At 53.8% G+C, this 16,317-nt stretch carries 7 protein-coding genes; 1 reads left to right on the top strand and 6 read right to left on the bottom strand.

Features of this window, described 5'->3' with window-relative positions:
* Positions 1-20: 20 nt before the first annotated feature.
* The 4 genes from G0Q06_RS12100 to G0Q06_RS12085 form a co-directional block, all read right to left on the bottom strand.
* Entirely contained in the window at positions 21-1,490 is a 1,470-nt protein-coding gene (locus G0Q06_RS12100) for a sulfatase (protein WP_163966394.1), read from the bottom strand.
* Positions 1,487-3,928 (bottom strand): glycoside hydrolase family 94 protein, encoded by a 2,442-nt coding sequence (locus G0Q06_RS12095; protein ID WP_163966389.1) that lies wholly within the window; start codon positions 3,926-3,928, stop codon positions 1,487-1,489. The genes G0Q06_RS12100 and G0Q06_RS12095 overlap by 4 nt, the downstream gene beginning before the upstream one ends.
* Positions 3,929-4,008: 80 nt before the next feature.
* On the bottom strand, positions 4,009-7,533 hold the full coding sequence (locus G0Q06_RS12090) for a TonB-dependent receptor plug domain-containing protein (RefSeq protein WP_163966386.1): 3,525 nt from the start codon (positions 7,531-7,533) through the stop codon (positions 4,009-4,011).
* A gap of 60 nt (positions 7,534-7,593) precedes the next feature.
* The gene (locus G0Q06_RS12085; RefSeq protein WP_163966384.1) at positions 7,594-9,045 is read right to left on the bottom strand and encodes an MFS transporter; all 1,452 of its coding nucleotides are present in this window, start codon (positions 9,043-9,045) and stop codon (positions 7,594-7,596) included.
* 273 nt (positions 9,046-9,318) lie between these two features.
* Here G0Q06_RS12085 and G0Q06_RS12080 point away from each other — a divergent pair, with 273 nt between their 5' ends.
* A complete protein-coding gene (locus G0Q06_RS12080) occupies positions 9,319-13,074 on the top strand; it encodes a sulfatase-like hydrolase/transferase (protein ID WP_163966382.1) in 3,756 nt (1,251 codons plus the stop codon).
* A gap of 53 nt (positions 13,075-13,127) precedes the next feature.
* Here G0Q06_RS12080 and G0Q06_RS12075 read toward each other — a convergent pair whose 3' ends face one another.
* A complete protein-coding gene (locus G0Q06_RS12075; protein WP_163966379.1) occupies positions 13,128-13,991 on the bottom strand; it encodes a hypothetical protein in 864 nt (287 codons plus the stop codon).
* Positions 13,992-14,239: 248 nt separating this feature from the next.
* The gene (locus G0Q06_RS12070; RefSeq protein ID WP_163966376.1) at positions 14,240-16,315 is read right to left on the bottom strand and encodes a sulfatase; all 2,076 of its coding nucleotides are present in this window, start codon (positions 16,313-16,315) and stop codon (positions 14,240-14,242) included.
* Between the last annotated feature and the right edge of the window lie 2 nt (positions 16,316-16,317).

Below are 16,317 nucleotides of genomic sequence, written 5' to 3'. Positions count from 1 at the left end.
AATTGGTGAATCAGTTGGAATTAATCTTGGGTCCTCCACGAAACGCCCAAATGCTCGAGGGCGAATTCACGGATCTTGTCCATTAAGTTGTCGAGGATAGGTGTGTATTCAGCAACGCCGGCCACATTACGGGTTTCGCCGGGATCGGTTTCGTAATCGTACATTTCCGTGCTGACCAGCTCTCCGCTCCGTTCGCCCTTCTTGAAGGCCATGTCAATCCAGAGGATCACGCGGTAGCGCTCATCGCGAAAGGCATATCCCATCAGGTTGTTGGCGGCTCCTTTTGAACGGGCAAACTGGCTCACGGCAAACGGCTTGGAGTCTGCGGAATCGCATGACATCAGGGAAACCAGACTTTGACCTTGGAACTCGGGCAGCGCAGGGATTCCGCACAGCTCGGCAAGGGTGGGGGCAATATCCACAAATTCAGTTGGGCGCTTGATGCGGCCCGAAGACTTCTCCATGCGGGGATCCACAATGATCAACGGGGAGCGCGTGGCTTGTTCGTAGTTGGTGTGCTTGCACCACATGCCATGGTCTCCCAGATGCCATCCATGGTCTCCCCAGAGGACGATGATCGTATTGTCTTCAAGTCCCTGTGTCTTCAATTCCTGGAGCAGGCGTCCGACTTGCGCATCGATATAGGAGACGCAGGCATAGTAGCCATGAACCATTCGCCTCTGCATGTCCTCGGGTAAAATTCCTTCAGGAATGTTTTTGTACCCGCTGCGAAGTTCCCACGAATCCTGGAAATGGAAAGCGGGGGCGTCCTCAGGCATTTGCTGGAAGGGTGCGAGTGGAACGCTTTCCCTGTCATAGAGATTCCAATACTTTTTGGGAGCGACAAAGGGAAGGTGAGGCTTCTTGAAACCGACGGCGAGAAAGAATGGTTTTTCGCTGTCTTTTTGTTCCTTGAGGATTTCAATCGCCCGTTCGGTACGGAGGCCATCCCCATAAAAATTGTCATCCACGTTTTCAGGTAAGCACTCTGTTGTTTTTCCTTCGTTTGCCGGATTACCAAAATGGTTTTTGGTCAAGTTTGGGGTGTCTGCGGTCCAGTGAGGCTGGCTCCACGAGGCGGCATCATTGGTATCGCGCCCATCGCAGCAGCGGGGATCAAATATCTTGCCGAGTGAGGCAGTATGGTAGCCGTTCTGTAGAAAGTGCTGGGGAAGCGTCACCAAATCGGGAAGCTGATCACGCATGCGCGACTTGAAGTCCCATACCTGGACCGTATCCGGCCGCAGCCCTGTCAGTGCGCTGGCCCTCGAGGCACCGCATACCGCCTGTTGGCAGTGGTTGTTCAAGAATACCGACCCCCTTGAGGCCAGCCGGTCCATTTCCGGTGTGATGGCAAAGGAGTCCCCGTAGGCACCAGTCGCCGGCTTGAGATCATCCACGACGATCATGAGAACATTCGGGCGTTGGTCTTGGGCGCCCAAAGTCACTACGAATAACGCGAATAACGCGAATAATATGGATTTCTTCATTTATCTCCTATGATTGCGACCACTTCAACTGTTCCCCCGTTCGAAATATAGGGGATGCGATTTCCGGAAACGGGTTGTCCATCTACGGAAAGTTCCTTGATACCGGTGCAAACCCCATCGGGATTCTTTACATGGATCTCATAGCATGTTCCTCGGATTTGACGGCTTACCTTGAACTCGGGCCAGTCTGAGGGAATGCAAGGATCCAGCACCAAGGCGTCATAATCGGGCTTCAAGCCGGCGAAACCCTGCATGATGGAGAGAAGGGTCCATGCGGCGGTTCCCGTCAGCCAGGCATTCTTTGCTTCGCCATGATTCTTGGCCGCCTTGCCCGCGATCATCTGTGAGTAGACATAGGGTTCGGATTTGTAAGTCTCCTGGTCCGGCTGGGCGGCCGGGCAGATGCTCTTGTAGTAGGTGTAGGCGCGGTCGCCTTCTCCTTCCTGCATGAGGGCAAGGTGAATCCAGGGATTATTGTGACAGAAGATACCCCCGTTTTCCTTGTAACCCGGAGGATAACTTGAGACCTCCCCAAGATTGAGATCATACTCGGCATAGGGCGGATCCAGAATCACGCAGCCGTGATCCGTGGAAAGGTGCTCATGCACGCTATCAAGCGCTTTCCTTGCCCGTCCGTTATCCTTTCCAGCTCCTCCGAGAAGCAGCCAGCCCTGACTTTCAATGTAGATTTTCCCGTGGGTGTTTTTGGCTGAACCAACCGGCTGGCCATTGGCGTCGAAGGCCCGCAGATACCAGTCGCCATCCCAGCCCTTGTCCTCGACGGTTTGGAGCATTTTCGAGTGAGCCGAATTGACTGAATCCGCCCGATCCTTGTCACCCATTTTCTGATACAAGCTCTCCAGTTCCCTGGTCGCCTTCAAAAACAGGCCGGCGATCATGAGGGATTCAGCGACTTTTCCGTCGGTCCGGTGCGGAGCGGTCTGGAAGGACTCGTTCGGCTCGGTCGACAGGCAATTCAGGTTCAGGCAGTCGTTCCAATCGGCATGGCCGATCAGGGGAAGTTCATTCGGGCCAAGATTGTCCAATGTGTAGTGAAAACTTGTCCACAAGTGGTCGCCCAAGGTGGCATCCTTCACCTCCTGGTCTGCATAACCGATGTTCTCGGAGAGGATATCAAAGTCCCCGGTCTCCTTGATGTAGGCGGTGGTAGAGAGGAGGAGCCAGAGGTGGTCATCCATGAATTCACCGCCAATGTCAGCATTCCCCTTCTTTGTCAGGGGTTGATACTGGTGATAGCAGAGGCCGCTGCTTAGCTGGGTGGCTGCAATATCCAGCAGCCGTTGACGGGCCTTCTCGGGCACCATGTGGACGAAGCCCAACAGGTCCTGATTGGAGTCGCGGTAGCCCATGCCGCGACCGATGCCGGTTTCAAAGAGGCTTGCCGAGCGGCTCAGGTTGAAGGTGGCCATGCACTGGACCTGGTTCCATGTGTTGCCCATCCGGTTGACGACGGGGCAGGGCGTCTCTACCTGGAATCTGGACAGGAGATCTATCCAGTCGCTGCAGAGTTCAGAGAAAGCGGATTCCACCTTTTCCGAAGTATCATACTGGCAGATAAGATCTTCGGCGGGTTTCCTGTTGAGCCTTCCTGAGGGCTCCCGTTTTTCACTTTCCGGAACCTCGATGTATGCGAGGAGGAAAGTGATCTCCCGTTTTTCACCCGGAGCCAATTTGATCTGGATGGAATGTGAGCCGATTGGATTCCATCCGGAGGCCACGCTGTTCCCAGGCTTTCCTGACTCGACAACCACTGGCTTACTAACACTCCGTTGGTTCCCAAGGAAACTGAACTGGTCGGTATCGAATCCGTCAATGAGCTCGGATGAGTAAAAGACGGTGTAGTGACTGCGCCGCTCACGGTATTCGGTTGTGTGATAAATCGCGCTTCCATGAATCTCCACCTCGCCGATTGACCATGTGCGCTGGTAATTGGTGGCGTCGTTGTTGGCCTCATAGAAACAGAACTCCACGTAGGAGGTCAGGGTCAGCTCCTTCTCCTCGGATGTCGTATTCTCAAGTTGGAGTGTCCAGATTTCGACTGGGTCATTCCTTGGAATGAAGAAGCGCAATCCCGCGCGGATTCCATCCTTTTCAGCCTGAAACTTTGTATAACCCGTCCCATGCCGGCATTCCCAGCTGTCAAGTTCCGTGCGCGCTGGTTTCCACGCCGGGCTCCAGACGGTGTCGCCGTCCTTGATGTACAGGTAGCGGCCACTCTCGTCGAGTGGAACGGAATTATACCGGTAGCGCGTGATCCGCCGCAGCTTCGCATCCCGGTAGAAGTGATATCCACCGGAGGTGTTGGTGCAGAGTCCGAAGAAGTCGTCCATGCCGAGGTAATTGAGCCAGGGCAGGGGCGTATCGGGCCGCGTGATCACATATTCGCGCGTGGCGTCGTCGAAGTGTCCGTATTCCATACAATAGTGGGATAAACTTGATTCAGTAGGGCGCGGGCCCCGGATCATACCGGGACCCGCGGGGTGTAACAAACCTCAATCTAGAACTTAAACGTGTTCGTGATCCGCCAGATGCGTGGCGGGCCTGGGCGCCAGACAGCCACTTCATAATCGGTGTTGCGTGAGGCGGCCACAGCGATCAGGTCATCCGCGTCTGTATTGATATTCTGGACACGCAGTTCGATTGTCCAGTCAACCTTCTTATTGAAGAGCTTCCGGCGGTAGCGCAGCCAGACATCGACATTTGTTTCGCTGGGTGCTTTGTGTGGACTACTTACATCAGAAATGATCTGGCCATTGATTAGCTCAGCCGGATAGCCGACCACAGCTCCATCTTGCCAGCGATAAGCTCCCCCTATACTGAATCCGTCGAGAAAACCGTCGCGGAAATTGTAGTTTGTAATGAGGTTGACACGCCATTTTCTCTGCTGGTCGGATATCCGGCCCTCCTGAGATTTGAAGTTGCGGTAATCTGAATACACCAATTTCTCCAACCATTCACCGATGTCGTTATTATCAGTGAATTCGCCCGTCATGTAGGCTAGTGGCTCATTGTCATAGTCCGGATAAAACCGCAGGTCCTTGATACTGCCATTGGCGCTCCCAATTATAGAATCCGTTTGTTCAAGAAGGGCGGCAAGGCGCGGTGAGTAATTAGTGACAACGGTCTCCTGCTTGGCCACATTGAGGGAAATGCGCCAGTTCCGGGTTGGGTTGTAGGTGACTTCTACTTCCAAGCCTTCTGCGGTTACATCCTCAGTGTCTCCAAAGAGCAGCGTATTGGCCGGGTTGGAATTGTCCGTCACACGACCGGTTCCATCAAAATCGACTAGATTGGCTTGTTCAAGGACCTCCTGCGGAATTAAAGCAGACAAGTCACTCAAGGCCTGCATACCCAGATCGAAATTGGGTGTGCCCGGATCATAATCCGTGGAATCCGGGTCGCCGGAGGGCGGGATGAATCCACGGACCTGTGATTCGGAGAGGTGCCCGTAGATATGCAGCATCCCCCGGGTGATGAACTTTGTGTAGAGGTTGTTGTTGTTTTCCAAGGCCCTGTTCAGGAGGTCTGTTTCAAACCAGTTCACGCGGGCGAAGAGTTTTCCATCGAACAGTTCCAGGGTAAATCCATATTCCTTGGTTTCGCCGGAAGGGGCAGGGACATCGTTCCCGTACAGGTCACGCTGGGAGGCCCCAAGGGTGAAGTTCTCGGATACTCCATAATGAAGACTCAGGCCGGTGCCCTCCGGCATAAAGCGGTCGGGGACGTGCCCGACAACCGACCAGCTGACACTCTCCGTTGTGACCTCCTTGTCACTTCCGATAAGGTTCATCATGTCAAGGTCCGGGAGGCCGGTGATGGGATCGAGAGCGGCGTCATATGAGACAGAGCGGGCTTCATCGCGGCGCCAGCCAGCAAGCCCGATTAAATGGTGATTAAAAAATGAACCGTTCCAGATGGCTGCATAAGAATCGACGCTTTGAGCATTTGTATCGTATCCATCCATCAACACATTGTATTGAAGTTCTTCCGTGTATCGCTCCCCGGTGACTGGATCCAAGCCAGTGATGGTTGTGGTCTGTCCCGGATTCCAGATGTTCTGGTAGGTGAGCCGATTAAGCCGGACTTCATCGACAGAATTTAGCTGAGTCAGGTCCTGATCGCTGAGGTAGAACATGTAATTGTAGCGACGCTGTGCCGAGGTCAGGTTCTCAACCTCATTGGCCCGAATAGTTGATCCGGCAAACTCATCCGTAATGTACTGGTTATAAGTTGAGCGGGAATCGTCCTGGTCGTAATTGTTATAGAGGCCGGTGAAGGTGTGTTTCCCAAGCCAGCTGGCCAGACGGGAATCGCCCCATATTTCCTCGGGGACCACACGCAGGAATGAGGTGATCCGGATCGTGTCGCGCGAGTCCTCTATGTCGACCTTGTTGGTACGCGCTTGAATGAAGGGACGCCCAAAGTTGGGATTGGGCTGGCCAAGATAATTCTCCATGACGTCGACAAAGACGGCTGTCCATGCCTGGAACGGAATAAAGACTTCCCTCGAGTAGTCCTGATTATCATAAACGACCTCAAACCCGAAGTGGTCATTCAGCAGTAGCTGCTCAAAAGTGATATTGTAGTGCTTCCAGTCGTCGTTCTGGAAGGAGGAATTTCCAGAGAGCAGGTTCTTTGTGTAATCAAAAATATCCAGGTTACTGATGCTGGTTGGTACGAGGGTTGCATCCCATTCCCTCCATGGCATGATGCTAGCATTGTAGTTGTAAGACGTCTGGCCATTGCCGCTTGGATCAATCTCGAATGGAAGGGTCGCGACTTTCGGCAACCAGAACTTTGTATTAATGTTTGTCTGAATGGCACTGACGCCACCCGCCGCGCCACCCTTGTCAATCTGGTTGTAGTTGAACACGTCGAGGATCTGTCTGGAGGCGTTGGGGTGCTTGACAAAGCGGTCAGCGTTATTCTGAGGAAAGACAACCTGGTTCCGCAGGCTGTGGATTCGTGCCAGGTCATCGGCTGCGTCGATTGTCCCGTCAAGATTGACGTCTCCTGCATTCAAAACCTTGGTCTCGTTTCTGGCGTAGATGTCATAAAGGAAGGGATCAAAGGCGATTGCCATGTTGCTGGGAACGGTAAGGGGATTACCGTTGATGTCAGTGACTCCGTTTGTGTCCAGAATGTCCTGTACGCGCTGGCGGACAATTGGGTTGGAATCAAACCATGTTTCGAGTGTGCTGGCAGGGAAGATGATACTGGGGCGGTTTGCGTCGCGGTCCCCGCTTTCAATAAAACCGCGCAGGGCAGCGCCTTTCCATGGCTTGGCAATGGCGCTGAGGTAAACCCGGTCATCATCCTCAAAGGCCGGCTCCTGATAGAACTTTGTCTGGTCAGCGAGAAGAGCCAGGCGTACAGCCAGCTTGTCTTTGATCACTTCCTTGTTGTAATCGAGTTCAAATCGCGAAGTTCCCTCACTGTCGAAGCGGTGACGAATTTCCCCGAAATCTGAAAAGCGTGCCTGGCTGAGGGAAGTGTTGGCAATACCAGCCGGACTACCAAGTCCGAACAGTATGGAATTGGCCCCGCGGTTAATTTCCACCCGCTCCGTGTTGAACTGGTCACTGGGAATGCGGGTGAGGAAATAATTTCGCGTGTTGTCGGCACGTGTCAGTCCGCGGATCCGCTGGGCACCCTGCGGATTTGCGCGGAAGGCCTCATCTCCAAAGGAGGTTGCTCCAACTGTATAATCTGCAAAGTTTCCATTTAAACCGGATGACTCGGTATTGGTTGTATATAAAAACAGGTCATTCACATCATCTGCGCCCACATCATCGATAAACTCGGACGTGAGGATTTGAATGGATGAGCCGACATCCCTGACGTCCGTCTTCAGGCGTGTGCCGGCGAGCGTCTGACTGGCGTAGTAGCCGGTGTCATCCTGTGCGTCGACAACGAACGGGGAGAGTTCGAAGACCTGGGAGTCTGATTCCTCCTCGTCAGTTTGCGCGAGGAGTGGCGTTATTGGGAGCAGTATTGGGATGAGGTATTTTTGGAGTTTCATAATTTGCATGGTTTGGATTGGATTGAATATTTGGTCGATTTGAATTGGGGAAGACACATTCTATACTTTACCGCGTCGTGCCTCCAGTTGGGTTCGAATGTTGCGCGCATATTCCGGGGTGATGGGAAATGCGCGAAGAAGAACAATAGCGATTATAAGGGCGGCTACAGGGATGGCAAAATAGCCAATCCGCATGTTCAGAAGGACGGACGCAGGCTGCTCTCCCCCGAGCTCAGCCTTGAATCCAGTCATTTCGAGTAGCGGACCGGAAATGAGAAAACCGATACAAAAACTCAGCTTGAGGACCCACGAATAAATGGCGGCGAAGCTGCCTTCACGGCGTTCGCCGGTAGCAAGCTCGTCGCTGTCGATGACATCCGCCTGCATCGAGGGGATCATGAGCCACAAGCCTGCGTAGCCAGCGCCGATGAAGATGGTATTGACCAGCATGAGGTAGGGCAGGTCGGGCCGGTTGGAAAACCAGGTAAGGGCGCCGGAGAAGAGGACCAGTCCAGTTGCGATGAAGAGGGTCTTCTTCTTGCCAATATGCTCGGAAACCCGGCGGAAAACCGGGATCAGGCTGAGGCTGCAGGCGGTATAAATGAATGTGCCGTATATCTGGAAGACTGAGCTGCGTTCCCAGTCACCGCCAAGGACGTAGTAAGTCCCGACGTAGCGCCCGTAGCTGTCATAGATGCTGGTTCCAAGCAGGAAGAAGATTGTGAAGGCGCACAGGATGATGAACGGCTTATTGCTCAGTGTCTCCTTCATGCTTTTGAAGAGATTGACCCGGCCTTGGTTCTGTACCGTCTCCGACTCGTAGTAGCGCTCCTTGACAAAAATCGCGGGAAGGATCCCGAGGATCATGATAATACCAGCGATGACAATTGAGATGTAGCGCATCCCGTTGGCGGTGCTGGCGACACCGGTCACAGGATCGGCAAAGACCGGTCGCAGAGCCAGCCACCAGCAAAACCCGACGACCAGACCGGCTACAGACTGCATGACGCCGCGGACCGCAGCGACGCGCGTCCGCTCATTGTAGTCCGGCGTCATCTCCATGAGCAGGCTCTGGTATGGCATGGCCCAGATAGTGAAGCAGGTATAGAATATGATTCCAAAACCGATGACCCAGCCGACAATTTGCCAGTCGCCAAGGCCTTGTGGGAACCACCAGATGAAGGGAAAGGTGAGGCCGGCGAGAATGGCACCGACGAAAATATAGGGGCGACGCCGTCCCCAGCGTGTGCGCGTATTGTCGGAAATCCAGCCCATGATCGGGTCGGCCACGCCGTCCCAAAGCCGCAGGCTCATCAGGATAATGGCCACCTTTGTCGGAGCCAACTGCAGTTCCATATTAAAGAGCGGGTAGGCGATACTGACGAGAATCCAGACGCTCAAGATGTCAACCGGGCCGGCAATTCCGTAGGCGAGTTTTTTCGGGAACGGGACGTGGTCCTCCGCGGAAATTACGTTTGTCGCCTGATCAACTTGGGGTGTGGGATCTGTCATGGGGATGTTCAGATTGTTTCAGAAGAATGATACCGTGTTCAATGTGTTTAATCAGTGAAATAGTAATTCGGTTGAATGATTATGCGCACGCTTTCATCGGATTTATGATGAAAATGGCGCAGACTTTCCAGTCTAATATAGTTCGCTAATTCATTGTATAGGCTGACAGTATCAATGAAGAAAGAAATTGCGAAGACCCTCTTGCAGGGTAGGTTATTTCCTAAACTACCCATGGAAACCTTTAAAAAACCAAAACTCCCAGCAATCTGCCCCATGGCTGGATTTCTGCTTGTCCTGATTCAGATCCTATCCGTTCAGGCGCTCTATTCTTCCTCAGCGCGTTTGACCTTGGAACCGACTGATTCCGGTAGCCCGGTTGATCTGTCTCATTTATTGGGTACAAATCTCGCGCTTTGGTATGAGCCTGTGGACTTGGCCAAGCCCGGATTTCAAAAATATCTGGAGAAGTGGTCTCCTGGCCTGATCCGGCTTCCGGGGGGATCCTGGTCAAATGAATACTATTGGAACGGGAACGGTGTCCGGACTGGGAAAAACACTTTCAACCACGAGGCCTTCAAAAACGGTCGCTGGGAAGTTGATTATTCAGGGTATGCGCCCGGATTCCGTATCCACGGAACCAGTCAGGAGCTCTCTGACTACCACGGCGTCATTGATGTCCGGACACAGCACGAGCTGGCTGAGTCCCTCGGGGCAGACCAGATGGTCACTGTTAATGTGGGGACTGGCACTCCTGAAATGGCGGCGGAATGGCTCAAGTGGACAATAGAGCAAGGCTACTCTGTTCCCAATTGGGAGATCGGAAATGAACTTAATGGTCAGTGGGAAGTCGGGCACTTCCTGCCGGATGGGACTGGAATGACCGGGGAGATCTACGCCCAAAAGTTTATCGAATATGCCAAGGCTCTCAAGGCCATTGATCCATCAATCAAGGTCGGCGGACCGGCAAGCTCCGATTTGAGCCTCGCTTTTATCGAGGAACTGATCCGTGACGCGGGCGAGTATGTCGATTTTGTCACCTTTCATGCCTACCCGGTGGGTGTGCAGCGGACCGATACCGCGGAGAAGTTCAAGGATATTGACTTGCTTCGCGATGCCCTTGCGAAGTTGCGGGGTTGGAAGAAACAGTATCAACCCGATCGCTACAAGGAGATTGAAATTGGCATCACCGAGTGGAATATGAAGGTCAACGAGGACCGCGACACGGCTGACCTGATCAACTCACTTTGGTCCGCAACCTGGATTGGGGCAATGCTGGAGGGGGAAGTCACGCTCTCGAATCAATGGGATTTGCTGACCCGTACCCCGGAGGGCGGGCATGGAGCTTTCTTCCCAAAGGCGGATGAACTGATTCCGACAAGTCTCTTTTGGGCCCAGTACATCTGGGGGCATTACATGGGCGATCGATTGGCGGCGCATTCCCTTGCCGGAGGGGAGGACCTGGAAGTGTTCACAACCCAGTCAGAAACAGGCCTGCAAGTCATGCTGATCAATAAATCGGAAACGGCCCCTGCAAGCGTGGAGCTCAACTTACCCGAAACAATTGAACTGTCGGGTGAAGGGCGCCTGATCACTTTCTCCCGTCAGGAATACTTCTGGGACCCGCATCATCATGAGCCTCTTTGGAGCCTTCCGCCAACCGTGACCGCATTTTCTCCCGAGGCAACCAGGACAATTGAGGTCCCGGCATTTTCGATCCGTGTAGTGGAATTACCATACAAAGGATCACAGCCTTCAGCTGTTCCAACCGTTGAAACCGATGGTGAGCCCGAGCTACGACTTGTGATTCCTGAGACTGCGCCAGCAGATCTACCGCTCGAAGTGTGGATCGTGGCATGGGACACAACGAATGAAAGACCGTATTCCGGCGAGCTGGGCCCTGTTGCGCTCAAACTTGAGGGATCTGTCGATGCCGAAGCAGAGGAATTATTTCTCAAACAGTCCGTGGCCAAAACCTTTATCGAAGTGAATTCACCCGGTGCCCTGAAACTGAGTGCATCAAGTGGGGATCTTGCGGTTTCCGGGACTGTCCTTCTTGAGGCGGTCGAGTCGCGTCCAAGCGTACTCTGGACATTTGACAATCCAATATCCGAGTGGGGAGCCACGGCCACATTTGAAATTGGTATGGAGCCCTCCGTAAAGCCGAATGAGTTTGTTGCCGAAGCGATTCTGGATGGTGCTACACCGGGGAATAACGCAGATGTGTTGATGCTTCTGGAAAAATTTCCCGACAGCCTGCCGCTTGACCGGATTGGCGGCGTCGTTGGAGAAATGCAGGCTTCCCCTGATTTTAAATGTGACGATCCGGGTGCGCAGGTGAATATTGTCCTGCAGAGTGAGGCTGACCACTGGATGTTGATCGGATCAATCCCGCTCGAAGCCATGAGAGGCGAGTGGAAGCACTACTCAATTGAGATAAGCGACCCGATGCGTCTGAAGGCGATGGCCCGGCTTTATGGGGTCCGGTTCCAGATCCAGTCAAAGAAACCAGTGAGCGGGGAAATCTACTTTGACAATCTGGGCTTCCTCCTCCGCGAGGCGCCGGCAAAAAAGAAGAATGTCCTTTTCATTGCGGTTGATGATTTAAAGCCGGCAATTGGGGCCTATGGGGAAGGCCTGCACACACCGGCGATGGATCGCCTGGCGGCGCAGGGCACGACTTTTCTAAATGCGCATTGCCAACAAGCTGTCTGCGGGCCATCCCGTGCCAGTCTGTTGACGGGCATGCGTCCCGACTATACCCGGGTTTGGGATTTGAAAACACAGATCCGGGACATTCGTCCGGAGATCGTCACACTTCCACAGTACTTCAAGGAAAACGGCTACGAGACAGCCGGTGTTGGCAAAATCTTCGATCCGCGGTCCGTTGACAATGAAGTGGACGGTGTTTCGTGGAGCCTGCCCTTCGGCAAGACATGGGAATTGGACTTCAACACGGAGTACGGCCAACCAGCCGCCCATTACCAGGATCCACAGACGAAGAAGTGGGCAAAGGAGGCTGAGGCGTCGGGTGAGGCCGGCTGGTGGGTGGTTAACAAGTATTTGAAGGATCGTGATGCGTGGCTGCCTTACGAGAGCGAGGACGTGCCCGACAATGCATATGAAGATGGCGCTATCGCCGATCGAGGCGTGCAGTGGATCAAGGAACTGGGAAGTGGCGAAAAGCCGTTCTTCATTGCGGTTGGTTTCAAAAAACCCCACCTGCCGTTCGTCGCCCCGAAGAAGTATTGGGAGCTTTATGACAGGGAAGCCATTGAATTGGCGGCCTTCCAGAAACGTGCCAAAGGCAGTCCGAATTACGCTTACCACACATTTCCCGAGCTTCGAAGTTATTCAGGCATCCCGGCGAAGGGTCCCCTTGATGAGGCGATGCAAAGAACCCTTATCCACGGCTATTACGCCTGCGTTTCCTACATCGACGCTCAAGTCGAAAAGTTGATGCAGGCACTGCAGGAAGCAGGGGTTGCGGATGACACGATCATCGTTCTCTGGGGTGACCACGGATTCCACCTCGGTGATCACGGGCTTTGGTGCAAGCATACGAATTATGAACAAGCCACACGGGCCCCGCTCATGTTTGCTGGACCCGGAGTAGGGGAAGCCAGCGTGAACAATTCACCCGTTGAGTTTGTCGATATCTTTCCGACGCTGGCTGAACTTTCCGGATTGCCGGTTCCTGACCATCTCCAGGGAACGAGCCTCGGCTCCATTCTTGACGGGACAAAACCCGAAGTGAAAGCCTTTGCCGTGTCCCAATATCCACGCGGAGACAAAATGGGCTATGCCCTGCGGAGCGGACGCTTCCGCTACGTGGCATGGTTTGAAGTGGCAAAGGGAGAAATTCCGGTTGGTTCGGAACCCGCACTCGCCGAGGAGCTTTTTGACTACGAATTGGATCCGCTTGAGTCGGTCAATATCATCGACGAGGCAAGCTACGCCGGGATTGCAGAAAAATTCCGTACAGCGCTGAAGAGGTTTCTGATTGAACAAGCCGTAGATAATCGTTCCTGACGAATCCCATTGGCGCGGACTCAACAGCGATCGGGTTGGTGATCAGGGTTCCGTTAATTGATAACGTACAGCCAGGCTCCCGCGTCAGCCGCTTGGCCATCCGGAAGGTAGATGTAATCTGCCAAGTCATCCAAATAGATCCACGGGTCGTTGGTAATGTTGACCCAGCCGAGCCAGGCGCCTGTGTTGACCCAATTGTCTGCCTCGATATCGTATCCAAACCAGCCTGCTGCTGGTGCCGCTTCTGTAGAGAACAAGGAAAGGCGAGACACCTTGAAGAAGTCGTCACCTGTCCCATATGGATTATTCCCGACGACAAAGCGGATTACATTGAGGCTGCCAACCGTGGCGACACCGCTTGCCTGCACTGGACCATCATTGACCTTGGTTTCCCATTCGCCCGTGTTTGTGTTGAGCTGGATGGAGATGACATAGGTTGTCTGGCTGACGGATGAGAGTGTTCCATAGTCCGGAAATACAAAATTGGTGAGTCCGGCATTATCCGAAACACGAAAACGGACGTTTCCAGAGCCCTGTTGGTTGACCTGAACTTTTACCACATCGCTTGCGTTTTCAGCATCACGCAGCTGAATTTCGATATTCCGGAAGGTTTCCACATTATCGAGGTCCCATGAATCAATTTCTATCTCATAGGTCAGGGTTCCCGCGTATGGCCCGATGTTGGCGCTTTTGTAGCCAAGGGAAATATCCCCGTTGCCGATCAGGTAGTTGCCCGCGCCATCGGTTGTATGGGTGAGGCCCGCGTTCCAGGCCGCAGTGCCCGGATCACCCGTATTGGCGGCTTCTTCAAGGAGTGTTCCGACAGGGTCGTCAAATGTCCATTCGTGATAGGTGAATTGGGCGCTGACAGCGAATGCGGCTGTCGTGAACAGTGTAAGGGTAATGAGCTTTTTCATGGTGGAGAGGGTGTTTTTGCAGATTAATTTTTAGGGGTTAACTTTGTCGTAGGTTTTGAACCACGATTAAGGGTATAAGCATTCCGCGGGAATCAGCCATGCAAAAATTCAGTGAATTTTTTTGTCCGATCATTGAATATGCGCCATTAGGCGACTCCATTTAACTCGATCAGGTGGTCATTGCAAAAACCCTTCCAGGGCCTTCGACCTGCGAGATTACTGTCAACAGTGCCCCGCCTTCCTCTTTTCTAAGGAAGTGTTTGTGCCTGAAGGCGTATGAAGAGAGGGCTTTCGGCAAGTGGTGAGGACGCCTTGAGGATGTCAGCGTTTCCGGCGGAGCCGGTCCCCTCAATAATCAAGTCACTTGGATTCCATGAGGCAGCGGAGAGGTCATTTGACTTGAAGACCTCAAGGCTGGCATCGGTGCGGGAAATAATTTCCGGATAGGTCATGACCAGTTTGTTATCTTCAACCCATGAATTGATGTCGGGCTGATCCGGCTCAAGCGGGTGTGTCCCGAATTTGTATTCAAAAATATTCATCCATCCATCGGCGTCCGGATCAATGAAGAGATCCAGAGAACCAGCGGGCACACCGGGCGTCCCGTAACTATCCGACCACGAGGAGTAATCCAGTGGAAATTCAGCGGGCGCGTTGACCTCTGTCTGCTTCCACCCGTCTCCCGCAAACGTGTTGTCGGTATCGTTCAAGAGGGCGGAGAGCTCCGTGACAAGTCCCGCATAGGCAGGCTGGGCAGCGAGGTTGACGGTTTCCCCCGGATCAACCAAATGGTCATACAACTCAACATGCTCAGGTGAAGAATAGACAGGCACATGCAGGTCAAGGGTCTGGTCGCTCGAGACCGTGCGCCACCATTCGGTGTAGCGGTAACGTGCTGTCCGGATGGAGTAACCCATTCCGGTGCCGTTGTGAGCGATGGCAACATCGCCGCTTCCGTTGGCATTAATGTAGCGTTGGTACTGACTGAAGGCCGCCTTTTTCCAGGGTTGCTTGGGGTCCTCGAGCAAGGGGAGGAAGGAGGTACCCTGCAACTCCATCCCCGCGGGTTGGACTGGATCGGGCAGGGAACACAAATTAACCAGCGTCGGATAAATATCGACAAGCTCAACGGGGGCCGGACAGAAGCTTCCGGATGAGCCCAATGCATCCATTCCGGGCGCCTTGACTATCAGTGGAACCCGCGTGGAGATTTCATAGTTGGCATGCTTGGCCCAGAAACCGTTGTGTTCCCCGAGGAAAAAGCCGTGATCGCTCCAAAGGATGACGATGGTGTTCGTGGCGACGGAGTCATCCGTGGCTGGATTGCCATCGGGATCTTCCAAGGCAGCCAGTAGCTTGCCCACCTGTGTATCAATAAATGAGGCGCAAGCAAGGTAACCGTGGATCAGGTGGCGGGCGTCGTCGATCCCGGGAGCCTTGGTATCTGGATGGCCATCGACATCGAGAAAGGCCTCCGGCTCACCGCCGTAGGGTGCTGTGAAGTGGTTGGTGCCGGCTGGCATGTCGTGTGAGCCATCATATCCGGTCAGGTCAATCTGTGCGGGATCATAGAGATCCCAATACTCTTTTGGACAATTGAAAGGCAGGTGCGGTTTTTTAAACCCGACTGCGAGAAAGAAGGGTGTGCCACTGGAGTTGTATTCCGCAGCGTAAGTCCCGATCTTCGCTACGCCAGCTGCCGCGGCAGCGCCATCGTCGTAGGCCTCGTCGGTGATCGGGTTACCGGCCCGGTCAAGCTCACCGGCATCAGTGGCGGAGACTTTCTTCACCCCGGCGTCTTCCTGCGCGGCTTTTCCCGCTTCGTACCAGACATGCGCACCTTTGGCATTGGCATCCCAGCCATCGCTCCAGGAACGGGCACCGCTCGGATTGTCGTCCTGGCTGGTGCTGTTGGTGTTGTGATAAATCTTCCCGATTCCGTGAGTGGAGTAACCTTGGTCGGCAAAGTGCTGGGGCAAGGTTTTCAGGTCATAGCCTACCGTGTCGCGGAAAAAGGTGTCCAGCTTCCAGCAGCGGGTGGTGTCCGGTCGCAGGCCGGTCATCAGGCTGGCCCGGGAGGCATTGCAGACGGCCTGCTGGCAGTGTGCGTTACTGAAGGAGACGCCCTGTTCGGTCAGCCGGTCCATGTTGGGCGTGATGGGCCGCAGGGGCTCCGTCTCCCCGTAGGCGTTGATCAATACACGGAAGTCATCAATCGGAATGAACAGGACATTGTAGTTTCCAGCAGGAAGCAGCCGGGGGCGGTCCCCAAAAGTAACAGTGGAGGAAAATAAGAGGATGAACAGGAGGGAGTTTTTGAGCATGC

Origin of the sequence: Oceanipulchritudo coccoides (genome assembly GCF_010500615.1) — a bacterium.
Taxonomy (GTDB): Bacteria; Verrucomicrobiota; Verrucomicrobiia; order Opitutales; family Oceanipulchritudinaceae; genus Oceanipulchritudo; species Oceanipulchritudo coccoides.
The sequence above is the reverse complement of the archived record's forward strand: the minus strand, read 5'-3'. Positions and strand labels throughout refer to the sequence as shown.